General features: G+C 56.1%; 14 protein-coding genes. 7 read left to right on the forward strand and 7 right to left on the reverse strand.

Features of this window, described 5'->3' with window-relative positions:
* The 4 genes from acrB to maa all read left to right on the forward strand — a co-directional run bounded on the left by acrB (position 1) and on the right by maa (position 4975).
* A complete protein-coding gene (gene acrB / locus AC6CWS_RS08160; RefSeq protein WP_065882810.1) occupies positions 1 to 3147 on the forward strand; it encodes a multidrug efflux RND transporter permease subunit AcrB in 3147 nt (1048 codons plus the stop codon).
* A 483-nt stretch (positions 3148 to 3630) separates the two neighbouring features.
* On the forward strand, positions 3631 to 4005 hold the full coding sequence (gene tomB, locus AC6CWS_RS08165) for an Hha toxicity modulator TomB (protein ID WP_002892066.1): 375 nt from the start codon (positions 3631 to 3633) through the stop codon (positions 4003 to 4005).
* Positions 4006 to 4031: 26 nt separating this feature from the next.
* Positions 4032 to 4250, forward strand: coding sequence for a hemolysin expression-modulating protein Hha (hha, locus tag AC6CWS_RS08170; protein ID WP_002892050.1), 219 nt, complete (start codon positions 4032 to 4034; stop codon positions 4248 to 4250).
* 158 nt (positions 4251 to 4408) lie between these two features.
* Entirely contained in the window at positions 4409 to 4975 is a 567-nt protein-coding gene (gene maa / locus AC6CWS_RS08175) for a maltose O-acetyltransferase (protein WP_023288643.1), read from the forward strand.
* On the opposite strand, the gene AC6CWS_RS08180 is transcribed toward maa, so the two are convergent.
* Positions 4947 to 5078, reverse strand: a complete 132-nt coding sequence (locus AC6CWS_RS08180) for a hypothetical protein (RefSeq protein ID WP_032428629.1) — start codon at positions 5076 to 5078, stop codon at positions 4947 to 4949. The two genes, maa and AC6CWS_RS08180, sit on opposite strands and share 29 nt — an antisense overlap.
* 33 nt (positions 5079 to 5111) lie before the next feature.
* Between AC6CWS_RS08180 and AC6CWS_RS08185 the strand changes: the two genes are divergently transcribed.
* Positions 5112 to 5582, forward strand: a complete 471-nt coding sequence (locus tag AC6CWS_RS08185; RefSeq protein ID WP_023288642.1) for a YlaC family protein — start codon at positions 5112 to 5114, stop codon at positions 5580 to 5582.
* Here AC6CWS_RS08185 and pdxR read toward each other — a convergent pair.
* Entirely contained in the window at positions 5551 to 7008 is a 1458-nt protein-coding gene (pdxR, locus tag AC6CWS_RS08190; RefSeq protein ID WP_065882811.1) for a MocR-like pyridoxine biosynthesis transcription factor PdxR, read from the reverse strand. The genes AC6CWS_RS08185 and pdxR overlap by 32 nt on opposite strands.
* 100 nt (positions 7009 to 7108) lie before the next feature.
* Here pdxR and AC6CWS_RS08195 point away from each other — a divergent pair, with 100 nt between their 5' ends.
* Complete coding sequence (locus tag AC6CWS_RS08195) at positions 7109 to 7807, forward strand: GNAT family N-acetyltransferase (protein WP_065882812.1); 699 nt, start codon at positions 7109 to 7111, stop codon at positions 7805 to 7807.
* On the opposite strand, the gene ykgO is transcribed toward AC6CWS_RS08195, so the two are convergent.
* The 3 genes from ykgO to AC6CWS_RS08210 form a co-directional block, all read right to left on the reverse strand.
* Complete coding sequence (ykgO, locus tag AC6CWS_RS08200) at positions 7804 to 7944, reverse strand: type B 50S ribosomal protein L36 (protein ID WP_002892018.1); 141 nt, start codon at positions 7942 to 7944, stop codon at positions 7804 to 7806. The genes AC6CWS_RS08195 and ykgO overlap by 4 nt on opposite strands.
* Positions 7944 to 8207 carry a type B 50S ribosomal protein L31 gene (locus AC6CWS_RS08205; protein ID WP_004204754.1) on the reverse strand — a complete coding sequence of 88 codons (264 nt, stop codon included), beginning with the start codon at positions 8205 to 8207 and terminating at the stop codon, positions 7944 to 7946. Before AC6CWS_RS08205 ends, ykgO begins: the two co-directional genes overlap by 1 nt.
* A 116-nt stretch (positions 8208 to 8323) precedes the next feature.
* The gene (locus tag AC6CWS_RS08210; protein ID WP_023288639.1) at positions 8324 to 9394 is read right to left on the reverse strand and encodes a LacI family DNA-binding transcriptional regulator; all 1071 of its coding nucleotides are present in this window, start codon (positions 9392 to 9394) and stop codon (positions 8324 to 8326) included.
* Positions 9395 to 9664: 270 nt separating this feature from the next.
* Between AC6CWS_RS08210 and AC6CWS_RS08215 the strand changes: the two genes are divergently transcribed.
* Positions 9665 to 10936, forward strand: a complete 1272-nt coding sequence (locus AC6CWS_RS08215) for a maltoporin (protein ID WP_023288638.1) — start codon at positions 9665 to 9667, stop codon at positions 10934 to 10936.
* Positions 10937 to 11072: 136 nt separating this feature from the next.
* Here AC6CWS_RS08215 and AC6CWS_RS08220 read toward each other — a convergent pair whose 3' ends face one another.
* Entirely contained in the window at positions 11073 to 11387 is a 315-nt protein-coding gene (locus AC6CWS_RS08220; protein ID WP_023288637.1) for a PTS sugar transporter subunit IIB, read from the reverse strand.
* A 65-nt stretch (positions 11388 to 11452) separates the two neighbouring features.
* Positions 11453 to 13510 carry a beta-galactosidase gene (locus AC6CWS_RS08225; RefSeq protein WP_065882814.1) on the reverse strand — a complete coding sequence of 686 codons (2058 nt, stop codon included), beginning with the start codon at positions 13508 to 13510 and terminating at the stop codon, positions 11453 to 11455.
* Positions 13511 to 13526: the final 16 nt, after the last annotated feature.

Below are 13526 nucleotides of genomic sequence, written 5' to 3' on the forward strand. Positions count from 1 at the left end.
ATGCCTAATTTCTTTATCGATCGCCCCATATTTGCATGGGTGATCGCCATCATCATCATGCTGGCTGGGGGATTATCGATCCTCAAATTGCCGGTGGCGCAATATCCGACGATTGCGCCGCCAGCAATTTCCATTACCGCCATGTACCCCGGTGCTGACGCCGAAACCGTGCAGAACACCGTGACTCAGGTTATCGAACAGAATATGAACGGTATCGATCACCTGATGTACATGTCCTCGAATGGCGACTCCACCGGTACGGCGACCATCACCCTGACCTTCGAATCCGGTACCGATCCGGACATCGCCCAGGTTCAGGTCCAGAACAAGCTGGCCCTGGCCACCCCTCTGCTGCCGCAAGAAGTACAGCAGCAAGGGATCAGCGTTGAGAAAGCGTCCAGCAGCTTCCTGATGGTTGTCGGCGTCATTAACACCAACGGCACCATGAACCAGGACGACATCTCGGACTACGTGGCGGCCAACATGAAGGACCCGATCAGCCGTACCAGCGGCGTCGGCGACGTTCAGCTGTTCGGTTCCCAGTACGCGATGCGTATCTGGATGGATCCGAATAAACTGAATAACTTCCAGCTCACGCCGGTGGACGTGATCAGCGCGCTGAAAGCGCAGAACGCCCAGGTCGCCGCTGGTCAGTTAGGCGGTACGCCGCCGGTGAAAGGCCAGCAGCTCAACGCCTCCATCGTCGCACAGACGCGTCTGACCAATACGGAAGAGTTTGGCAACATTCTGCTGAAGGTGAACCAGGATGGTTCCCAGGTTCGTCTGCGTGATGTCGCCAAAATTGAACTGGGTGGCGAAAGCTATGACGTGGTGGCGAAGTATAACGGCCAGCCTGCGTCCGGTCTGGGTATTAAACTGGCTACCGGCGCGAACGCGCTGGATACCGCCAACGCGATCCGCGCTGAACTGGCGAAGATGGAGCCGTTTTTCCCGTCGGGGATGAAAATCGTTTACCCGTATGACACCACCCCGTTCGTGAAAATCTCTATTCACGAAGTGGTTAAAACGCTGGTGGAAGCGATCATCCTGGTCTTTCTGGTGATGTATCTGTTCCTGCAGAACTTCCGCGCCACCCTGATCCCGACCATCGCGGTGCCGGTGGTCCTGTTAGGGACCTTCGCGGTGCTGGCGGCGTTTGGCTTCTCGATAAACACCCTGACGATGTTCGGGATGGTGCTCGCCATCGGCCTGCTGGTGGATGACGCCATCGTGGTGGTCGAGAACGTCGAGCGCGTCATGGCCGAAGAAGGCCTGCCGCCGAAAGAAGCGACGCGTAAATCGATGGGGCAGATTCAGGGCGCGCTGGTAGGTATCGCCATGGTGCTGTCGGCGGTATTTATCCCGATGGCGTTTTTCGGCGGCTCAACCGGGGCCATCTATCGCCAGTTCTCCATCACCATCGTTTCCGCGATGGCGCTATCGGTACTGGTCGCGCTGATCCTGACGCCAGCGCTGTGCGCCACGATGCTGAAGCCTGTTCAGAAAGGCAGCCATGGCGCGACCACGGGTTTCTTCGGCTGGTTTAACCGCATGTTCGATAAGAGCACGCACCATTACACCGACAGCGTAGGCAACATTCTGCGCAGCACCGGTCGTTATCTGGTGCTGTATCTGATCATCGTGGTGGGTATGGCGTGGCTGTTCGTTCGTCTGCCGAGCTCGTTCCTGCCGGACGAAGACCAGGGGGTGTTCCTGAGTATGGCCCAGCTGCCTGCCGGCGCCACCCAGGAGCGCACGCAGAAAGTGCTGGATGAGATGACGAATTACTATCTCACCAAAGAGAAGGACAACGTGGAATCCGTGTTTGCGGTTAACGGCTTCGGCTTCGCCGGCCGCGGCCAGAACACCGGTATCGCGTTCGTCTCGCTGAAAGACTGGAGCCAGCGTCCAGGCGACGAAAACAAAGTTGAAGCGATCACCGGTCGGGCGATGGGCTACTTCTCGCAGATTAAAGACGCGATGGTCTTCGCCTTTAACCTGCCGGCTATCGTTGAACTGGGTACCGCGACCGGCTTTGACTTCCAGCTGATTGACCAGGGCGGCCTGGGACACGAAAAACTGACCCAGGCACGTAACCAGCTGTTTGGCATGGTGGCGCAGCATCCTGACGTGCTGACCGGCGTGCGTCCTAACGGTCTGGAAGATACACCGCAGTTCAAAGTCGATATCGATCAGGAAAAAGCCCAGGCGCTGGGCGTCTCCATCAGCGACATTAACACCACGCTGGGCGCCGCCTGGGGCGGAAGCTATGTCAACGACTTTATCGACCGCGGCCGCGTGAAGAAAGTGTACATCATGTCCGAAGCGAAATACCGTATGCTGCCGGAAGACATCGGCAAGTGGTATGTTCGCGGCAGTGATGGCCAGATGGTGCCGTTCTCCGCCTTCTCCACCTCGCGTTGGGAATACGGTTCGCCGCGTCTGGAACGCTACAACGGTCTGCCATCAATGGAAATTCTTGGCCAGGCAGCGCCAGGCAAGAGTACCGGTGAGGCGATGAGCCTGATGGAAGAGCTGGCGGGTAAACTGCCGTCGGGTATTGGCTACGACTGGACCGGGATGTCTTATCAGGAGCGGCTGTCCGGTAACCAGGCCCCTGCCCTGTATGCCATCTCGCTGATTGTCGTCTTCCTGTGTCTGGCAGCGCTGTATGAGAGCTGGTCGATTCCGTTCTCGGTCATGCTGGTCGTACCGTTAGGTGTGGTCGGCGCGCTGTTAGCCGCCACCTTCCGCGGTTTAACCAATGACGTTTACTTCCAGGTTGGCCTGTTGACCACCATCGGCCTGTCGGCGAAGAACGCGATACTGATCGTTGAATTCGCCAAAGACCTGATGGAGAAAGAGGGCAAAGGGCTGATTGAGGCGACGCTTGAAGCGGTACGTATGCGTCTGCGTCCGATCCTGATGACCTCCCTGGCGTTTATCCTTGGGGTTATGCCGCTGGTTATCAGCTCCGGAGCAGGCTCCGGTGCGCAGAACGCCGTAGGTACAGGCGTAATGGGCGGGATGGTAACCGCGACGATCCTGGCAATCTTCTTCGTGCCGGTGTTCTTTGTGGTGGTGCGACGCCGCTTTAGTAAGAAATCGGAAGATATTGAGCACAGCCATCAGGTTGAGCATCATTAATCTGCACTGCTGAACAAAGGGCCGCTACTGCGGCCCTTTTTTTGATCATTACCCACAGGGCACATATTGCCATTGTTTATTTTTCGCGCTGCATTTAATATATATTGATGTGTTCCCGGCTATATCTATCACGCTGTTTAGCCCTTAGGATCTTCTCACGCTCATTTACCAGGAATAATCCTAATATCATCATCACGGCCAGCGGTTTCTGAACGCGACGACTGCCTGCCTTAAGCCAATGATTGATAAGACATCTCTATTTTTCAGGCTGCGCGCCCGGGCCGGAGAATTTAATTCGTCTATTTTTAAGATAATTTCTCTCTGATAATTGTAATTTTTCGTAATAGCACGATGAAATCTGTTGGAGAGTGGATTATAGTTAAATCAGCAGGATTACTCAGTTAGTGTCAGGTCAGTTAGTCGTGTTCATCCCACAACGGTGTTTGTTAGTCGTCGTTTAAACCACTCAAAAGGGGATGCGTTATGGACGAATACTCGCCAAAAAGACATGATATCGCACAACTACGCTTTCTCTGCGAAACGCTGTATCATGACTGCCTTGCAAACCTGGAAGAGAGCAACCATGGCTGGGTCAACGACCCGACTTCGGCTGTCAATCTCCAGTTAAATGAACTGATCGAGCACATTGCCACATTCGCCCTTAATTATAAAATTAAGTACGCTGAGGATAATAAGCTGATCGCTCAGGTTGACGAATATCTGGACGATACATTTACGTTGTTCAGTAACTACGGCATTAACTCTACGGATTTGCAAAAGTGGAAAAAATCCGGTAATCGGTTATTTCGTTGTTTTGTCAACGCCAGCCGGGAAAATCCGGCCAGTCTTTCGTGTTAGGATTATTACAATCAAAAGGTGGAATTATGTCTGATAAGCCATTAACTAAAACAGACTATTTGATGCGCTTACGCCGTTGCCAGACAATTGACACGCTGGAGCGCGTCATTGAAAAAAACAAATATGAACTTTCTGATAATGAGCTGGCGGTATTTTACTCAGCCGCCGATCATCGTCTGGCTGAACTGACCATGAATAAGCTGTACGATAAGATCCCGACGTCCGTCTGGAAATTTATCCGCTAATTACCGCGCCCGACGCGGTCTGCTGACCGGACGGTCATCGCCAGCCTCTGCAGGGTATCTTTGTGATAGTCATCACATCATTTAGCCAACAGCAAACCTGTAACCGGTTTCTTTTTTATACTGCTGCGGCCATCTAACGTCAGGTATAAGGAAGACCAATGAGTGAAGAAAAACGCAAAATGATCGCCGGTGAGCTCTATTTATCTGGCGACCCAACGCTACGCGCCGATCGCCTGCGCGCCAGACAGCTGCTGCACCGTTATAATCATTCCGCCCCGGATGCGCAGGAAGAACGTCAGCGTATTCTCGCCGAGCTGCTCGGTCGCGCTGGCGATGCGTATATCGAGCCAAGCTTTCGCTGCGACTACGGCTACAATATCTTTCTCGGCGCCGGTTTTTACGCCAATTTTGACTGCGTGATGCTGGACGTCTGCCCTATCCATATTGGCGATAACTGCATGCTCGCCCCGGGCGTCCATATCTATACCGCCACCCATCCGCTGGATGCTGAGGCTCGAAACAGCGGCCAGGAATATGGCAAACCGGTGACCATTGGCCACAATGTGTGGATTGGCGGTCGGGCGGTGATCAATCCCGGGGTGACCATTGGCGATAATGCGGTCATCGCGTCCGGAGCGGTGGTCACTAAAGACGTCCCCGCCAGTACCGTTGTCGGCGGCAACCCGGCGCAGATCATCAAGCGCCTTCCGCCGCCAAATGCGTAACTGTTATGCTTTTCTGTAACTGATCTGTTACTTTCTCCGCAGAATACTGCAACATAAAATAGCCTTCAGGCTGAGCCTGCCACGCCCGAGCCACCGGGCGCACGGTGCAGGCTTATTGCAGAATTCGGGGACCAAGATGACAGAAATACAACGCCTGCTAACTCACACCATTGACGAACTGAACGTGCAGGAAAAACGCGATAATCGCCCGCGTTTTAGCATCAGTTTTATCCGTAACCATCCGGGCCTGTTTGTTGCCATGTATGCCGCATTTTTGGCGACGCTGGTGGTGATGCTGCGCTCTGAAACGCTGGTGGATTCGGTCTGGTTGTTGGTGGTGCTGTTCATCCTGTTCAACGCTTTTTTCTTCTTTGACGTCTATCCACGCTATCGTTACGAAGATATCGATGTCCTCGACTTTCGCGTGTGTTACAACGGCGAATGGTACAACACCCGCTTTGTCCCCCGACAGCTGATCGACCGCATCCTGCAGTCGCCGGACGTCGATAGCGAGCAGAAGGCGCAGCTTAAAAAAATGGTCGACACCAAAGGAGATCTCTCCTTTTACGATGTCTTTACGCTGACCCGAGCCGGTACTGCGCAATAAGACGATTCAGCGTCCGCAGCGCCAGCGGATAGCGGGAAGCAGAAGTATTGCCATACCCCAGCACCAGCCCGCTCCGCCCCTGCCGCGGGTCGAGATAGAAATGACTTAGCGCAGCGGGCGCCAGCTGAAACTGACGCGCCTGCTGCGCTATCGCGCGATCGTCGATCCCCTCTATGGCCAGCGTCAAATGGAGCCCCCCTTCCCCACCAAGGACTTCGCACGGCACGGTGATCTCTTGCGCCAGCGCCTCGCGCAGCAGCTGCTGACGTTTGCGGTACAGACGACGCATCGCCGCCAGATGACGCGCATAGTGCCCCTTCTCGATAAAGCTGGCCAGCGCCCGCTGTTCAGCGCGGTGTCCCCCGCGCAGCAGCGTGCCAATGGCCTCCTGAGCGGCATCCGCCAGCGCGGGCGGCATTACCATAAAACCGATACGCAGCGCTGGAAAAAGGGTTTTGCTGAAGGTGCCGAGATAGACCACCGGGGCATCCGGGACCATTCCCAGCATCGCCGGGATCGGCTCTCCGCTGTGGCGAAACTCGCTGTCGTAGTCATCCTCCACAATCCACGCGCCGTGCCGATGGGCATACTCCACCAGCGCCAGACGCCGCGCGGCGCTCATAACGCTCCCAAGGGGATACTGATGAGAAGGAGAGGTGAAAATCAGCCGGGGTGGCTCTGCCGCGCCGTTGGCCATACACATCCCTTCATGATCGACGGCCATCCCGCAGACCTGCAGCCCCGCCCGCTGGAAACCACTCCTGGCGCCCAGGTATCCCGGCTCTTCCTGCCACACGGTGTCGCCCGGGTTGGTCAACAGCGAGGCGCATAAGTTGACCCCTTCCAGCGCCCCCTCGGTGATGACGATCTGCCGGATATCGCACTGAATACCCCGGGAGAGCGCCAGATGGCGAGCGATAGCCTCCCGCAGTTGGGGATCGCCCGCGGCCTCACCGTAACCCAGCAGCATGCTGCCCTCGTCGCGCAATGCCTTATCCATTAACCGCCGCCACAGCGGCAGCGGGAAATAGTTCACCGCCGGCATGCCAGGCGTAAACGGCAGCGCCGGCGAGTCACGGCGCATAGCGGCTGGTAGCCCCTGCAGCCGCTCAGACAGCACAACGGGTGGCGCGTTTACCTCCTGCCGGCGGCTGGCGGCGAGCGGCACAACCTGCGTCCCCTGACGGCTTCGCGTCAGGTATCCTTCCAGCGTCAGCTGCTCGAGTGCGGCATTCACCGTATTGCGCGACAGATGCAGTCGACCGGCAATCACGCGCGATCCTGGCAAACGGCAGCTGGCCGCCAGGGTTCCCTGCAGGATGGCATGGCGCAAAGTGTGGTAAAGGGCGCGCTGCAGGGTTTCGTCCGTTCGCTGCCGCATCCCCTGCGTCACCAATCCATAAAACGCATCGTCCGGTATGTTCATGTCACCTCCTCGTGGATCCATAAAAACATACTCTGGTGGCACTTTTTAGGGAACCAGCCAGCGCGTACGCTGCCTGTACATCCCCAATAAGGAAACCGCAATGTGTGAATACAATCAGTTTGGACAGGCGCTCGGCGCCGCGCTGCCCGACTGGCAACCCCGCCCCTGGCCAACGCGGCAGGTACTGCAGGGCAGCCGCTGTCGGCTCGAACCACTCACCCCCGCCCACGCCAGCGATCTGTTTGCTGCCCACCAGCTGGCGCCCGACGCCCGCAGCTGGACGTGGCTGCTGCGCGAACCGGAAAGCAGTCTGGCTGAATTTAGCGCCTGGGTGGCGCAGGTTGCGACGCTGACCGATCCTATCCATTTCGCCGTCGTTGACCAGCAGCGCGGGACGGCGGTCGGGTCGCTGGCGTTAATGCGCATCGATGCCAACCACGGCGTGATCGAGGTGGGGCATGTCCATTTCTCTCCGTTGCTGAGCCGAACGGCTATGGCGACCGAAGCGCACTGGCTGTTGATGCAGTATGTTTTCGGGACGCTCGGCTACCGTCGCTATGAATGGAAATGCAATAGCCTCAATACGCCGTCAGGTCGGGCGGCAAGGCGACTGGGATTTCAGTACGAAGGACGTTTTCGTCAGGCGCTGGTGAGCAAAGGACACAACCGGGACACGGACTGGTTTTCAGTGATTGATGGCGAATGGCCGGAGCTGGATAGCGCCATGCGCCAATGGCTGGCCGCCGACAATTTTACCGCCGACGGCCAGCAGCGCCGCCCCCTGGAAAGCTTCCGTTAACGACGTTTTTTGCGCCCCTGCACCGCTTTAAAGCGGGGGTTGCTCTTACAGATCACGTACAGCCGCCCTTTGCGTTTGACCAGCTGGCAATCCGGGTGGCGCTGTTTGGCGCTGCGTAATGAGTTAACGACCTGCATCATGCCTTCCTTTTTGCATCAATAAAGCCGCCGAAACGCTGGCGGAAACGGGCCGCGCTACCCTCGCTGGCGAACGTTTTTTGTTTGCCGGTGTAGTAAGGATGCGATTTCGATGAGACATCGATCGTCACATACGGATACGTCTCACCGTCGAGCTCAATCACGCGTTCGGTGCGGATGGTTGAGCCAACTTTAAAATATTCATTGGCGCTGGTGTCGTGAAACACCACCGTGCGATAGGGAGGATGGATATGGGCTTTCATGATGACCTCATCATTATGTTATAACATAACAATTAAGTTACGCCGTTCCACGACAAAGATCAACCATGGTCATAGCAGGGGTAATAACAAAGAGGCGAGTTTCCTCGCCTTTGGCTTCAGGGCGCCAGACGGTGGGCGATAGCGCGAAGTTGCTCCGCGATGGCCTGCAGATCTTTCCCCTGCTCGACTCTGGCGCCGCTGGAATGGCGAATCACCAGGCGCGCCGGCAGGATGGATGAGGTATGCGCCGCGCCGCTGGTACTGGCGAGGATCCGCCGCACCGCCTCTTTACCCTGCAGGTCGAGGTCCAGCGATACCGTACTCAATGCCGGATAGAAAAAGGAGCTTTCATAGGTATCGTCATAGCCAATCACCGATTTCTCTCCCGGCACCGCCACCTGATGCTGATGGAAGGCGCTGAGCACCCCCAGCGCCATCTGGTCATTGCCCACCAGCACAGCGCTGAAGTTCGGCGTTTCACGCAGCATCTGCAGCGCGCCGGCGTAGCCGCTTTGCGCATCCCAGTTGCCGTGCAGGACGGTCACCGGCTTCAGACCGTAGCCATCCAGGGTCTCCAGCCAGCTTTTCAGCCGCAGTTTGGCCGATACGGAGCTGTCCGGCCCCGCCAGCAGCGCGATCTCCCGATGCCCCATCTCGTAGAGATATTTGACGCTGGCCCGGGTGCCGTCCGCCGGGTTAAACGAAACGTTAAACACGGAGCTGTAGGGATCAACATCGAGAAACAGGCAGACGATATCATCGTTGTCAGCGGCGATTTTCTGCGCCTGTTCGGTCTCCAGCGGCACGTTGATAATGACCTTATCCACCCTCTGAGACTTCAGCTCATTGATGGAATCCTGGATGCTTTGGTTGACGCTCTCATCGATCATCGAAATCAGGACCTGGTAACCTTCCAGATTGGCATAGCGTTTTACCGCCGCCGCCACCTGGGAGGGGGCATGCCAGGCCAGCGAAATCGTCACCAGCCCCACCGTCTGGCTCTCCTTTCCCACCAGCTGCTGCGCCAGCCGGTTGGGCACATAGCGTAGAGCCTCTATCGATTTCTCCACCTTGCGGCGCGTCGCTTCGGATACATTGGCAGATTTGTTGAGTACCCTGGACACGGTCTGGTAAGAGACACCCGCATGACGTGCGACGTCTTCCAGAGTAGCGCTTTTAGACTTCATGGTCCGGTTCCTTATGTTGTTATCCCATGATTGTAACAGGGGCCATTTGAAAAAACGCTCACCGCCACTTCTCACCGCAAAATTAGACCACAAAAAGTATTACGTTCACAACCGGGTTAATTGTGAATCACCTCACTCATCACAACAAAAACCAGCGTTATTATTTGCACTTAGTCACACAATAATCATATCTCGTTTGCCTGAAGTTACATTTAGGCATTTTATGACATCAGTTATGTGAACGTAATACAAAACAATAAGAGGATAGAGATGAATACGACACTGCGCGCCCTTTCCACAGCATTAGCCGCTGCGCTAATCACCCCTTCCGCCTTTGCGGCTACCGCTGCGATCCCGACCGTTGATTTTCATGGCTATTTGCGCGCCGGGGTTGGGGTCTCCGGCGACGGTAGCGAAGCGGAATGGCAAAAGAACAAGCTGGGCCGGTTGGGGAACGAATCGGATACCTATGGCGAACTGGAATTGGGCTCCGAGGTCTACAAAAAAGATGATGTCAGTTTCTATCTCGACAGCATGGTCAGCATGGTCTCCGATGGCTCTAACGATAATGAAACCACGTTGAACGATGACGCGCAGTTCGGCTTACGTCAGCTGAATCTGCAGATCAAAGGGCTGATCCCGGGCGATCCGAATGCGGTGATCTGGGGCGGCAAACGTTACTATCAGCGTCACGATCTGCACATCATCGATACCAAATACTGGAACATTTCCGGCTCCGGGGCCGGGGTGGAAAACTACACCCTTGGCCCGGGCGCCGTCTCGCTGGCGTGGATCCGCGGCGATGCCAACGACGTTGACTATCGCGTCGATGGCGACAGCAACGTCAATATCAACTATATCGATTTACGCTATGCGGGATGGAAGCCGTGGTCCGGGTCGTGGACCGAATTCGGTATCGACTACGCCATGCCGAACACCACCAAAAAACAGGACAGCTACGGCGGGCTGTACGATGCCGAAAATGGCGTGATGCTAACCGGTGAAATCAGTCAGGATATGCTGGGCGGCTATAACAAAACCGTGCTGCAGTATGCCAACAAAGGGCTGGCGCAGAATATGGTCTCCCAGGGCGGCGGCTGGTACGATATGTGGAACTACGTGAATGACGCCACCGGCTATCGCGTGATTAACACCGGTCTGATCCCCATTACCGAGAAGTTCTCCATCAACCACGTTCTGACCTGGGGCTCGGCGGATGATATTACCGACTACACCGACAAAACGCGGATGCTGTCGCTGGTCGCCCGCGGGCAGTATCAGTTCACCGACTACGTGCGCCTGATTGGCGAAGTCGGCGGTTTCTATCAGAAAGACAGCTACAACAATGGCACCAGTTACAAACAGGCCGGTGAGAAATATACCATTGCTCTGGGTCTGGCGGACGGGCCGGACTTTATGTCACGTCCGGAATTACGTATTTTCGCGTCGTATCTGAATGATTCAGAAGATGGTAAACCATTTGAAGACCAGACGGCGAATAATACCTGGAATTTCGGCGTGCAGGTTGAAGCCTGGTGGTAATATCGCTCTGGTAAGAAAAATACGTTATTGATATCTCCAACGCTAAGGTCATTAATTACCCTCCGGTAATCATTATTGCCACTGCTGTCTTTGTCTTATTTTCGGGATAACCTGTTTTCAGGTTATCCCGTTTTATTTATTTCCGCGCGGCAAAATGGTCATCCAGCAATTGACGTAGCGCATCGGACTGCTTACCGAAAATAGCATGAACCTGCTGACCAAGAATAATGACGCCCAGCGCGCCCTGCTGCTGCAAAGCGTCAGAGTCCACGGCCGCCAGATGACGAACCGTTACCCGCAGACGAGTAATACAGGCGTCCACTTGGGTAATATTCGCTTCACCGCCGAAGGCCTGAATCAGCGCCTCGATTTGCTGTTTTTCCGCTTCGCTTAACGGCTGTGCCGGACGCGCAGGCGAGAAATAGTGCAGGAAAGATTTTAAACTCACCATCATAAACTCCAGGGTAATAGATAAAAAAAAAGCCTGCTCGGCAGAGCAGGCGTGGAGAAAAAGGATTACGCGTGGCGACGGAGAATACGGCAATCCCATGCTGACAGGGTCAGCGGGTCCGCCACCGCCGCGTCGGTCAGGCAATCCCGATACCCTGGCGGCAGGCTCAGGGTATGGCTTTGCGCGCTGTAGTTCTGCAGGAAGACAAACGTACTCTCACCGTCGGTGCGCGCGGTGGCCACCACTCCGGGCGGTAAATCCGCCGCGATCGCCCGCGGCAGCGCCAGCTCTTTGCTCAGGGCGGCAAAAAAGTCGCGCTGGAAGGCCAAATCGTTGCGGGAGGCCACATGCCAGGCTTTACCTTTCCCGAAGCCGTTCACCGTCACCGCTGGCCTTCCGGCATAAAAATCATCCCGGTAGGTGGCCAGCGTCTGCGCGCTTTCGGTATGGATCAGTTCACAGAGATGGCGCACCTGATAGGGGCCCTGAAGACCGCACTGATTCCCGGCCAGGCCCTGCACCAAATTAAACTCGCCGTCATTCAGACAATCGATCTCCTCCGCCCAGATGCCCAGAAGATTGCGCAGCGGGCCCGGGAAGCCGCCGAGATAACAGAGATCGGACTCGTTGACGATGCCGGTCCAGTAGGTAGTCACCAGATGGCCGCCGCTGGCGACGAACGCCTCCGCCCGCCCGGCAAAGCCGTCGCGCACCATGTATAACATCGGGGCGATCACCAGCCGGTACGGCGTTAAATCAGCGTCGGCGTCAATCACATCGACGGCGATGCCATGCTCCCAGAACGGACGGTAGTGCTCATTGACCGTCTTCTCATACTCCATGCCCAGATTGCGCGGCCCCTGGGCGTCATCAAGCGCCCAGCGGTTCTGCTGGTCGAAGATAATCGCCACTTTCGCCTCGGTGCGACACCCCCTCACCGCCGGCAGCTTGCTGAGGATCTCGCCGAGCTGGCTGACTTCACGGCCAATGCGGGTATCAATATGCCCAACGTGGTCGACCACCGCGCCGTGGAATTTCTCAACCGAACCACGGCTCTTGCGCCACTGGAAATACTGCACCGAGTCGGCGCCATGCGCCACCGCCTGCAGCGAAGAGAGAATATGCATCCCCGGTTTCTTCAGTTTGCTGGTCGGCTGCCAGTTGGTGGCGCCCGGCGTGGACTCCATCAGCACAAACGGCTGGCCGCCCTTCAGGCTGCGCATCATGTCGTGATACATCGCGGTATAACAGGCCAGCGCGGTTTCGTCTTTGTCGCGGTGCCACATCGGATAGCTGTCCCAGGAGATAAAGTCCAGCACCTCCGCCAGCTGCCAGTAGTCGTAATCGTAAAAATACTCCATAAAGTTGGTGGTCACCGGCAGGGCGGCATTCGCCGCCTTCAGCGGGGCGATTTCATGGCGGCAGAAATCGGTCACCTGGGCGGTATTAAAGCGATGCCAGTCCAGATTCAGGCCGTGGATCGACACCTCGCCCTGCGGCGCAGGCGATTCAATCTGCGACCAGTCGCTGTAGGTATGGCTCCAGAAAGTGCTCCACCAGGCCTGGTTGAGATTCTCCAGGGTCTGGTACCGCGCCTTCAGCCAGTCGCGAAAGCGAGTCTGGCAGCGCTCGCAATGACATTCGCCGCCATATTCATTGGAAATATGCCAGCCCAGCACCGCCGGATGCGCAGAATAGCGCTCCGCCAACAGAGTATTGATTTTAAGGGTCTTCTCACGATAAACCGGCGATGACATACAGTGGTTGTGACGGCCCCCGTGCAGGGCTGGCACCCGATCGCACCCCACCCGCAGAACCTGCGGATAGCGCTGTGACATCCACGCCGGACGCGCGCCGCTCGGCGTGGCCAGAAAAACATGAATGCCGGCGGCATACAGTTTATCGAGGATAGTATCCAGCCAGGCGAAATCAAATACCCCTTCGCGCGGCTCAAGTTTCACCCAGCTAAATATTCCCACCGACATCACATTGCATTTTGCCTGCTGCATCATGGCAATGTCTTTATCAATAATATCGGGGTCATTCTCCCATTGTTCCGGGTTATAATCTGCGCCATGCAGCAGCGTATTAACCTTTGGATGTAAAGGTGCAAATTTATTCATAATAAACTTCCTGAAA

The organism is Klebsiella sp. M041, assembly GCF_059759695.1.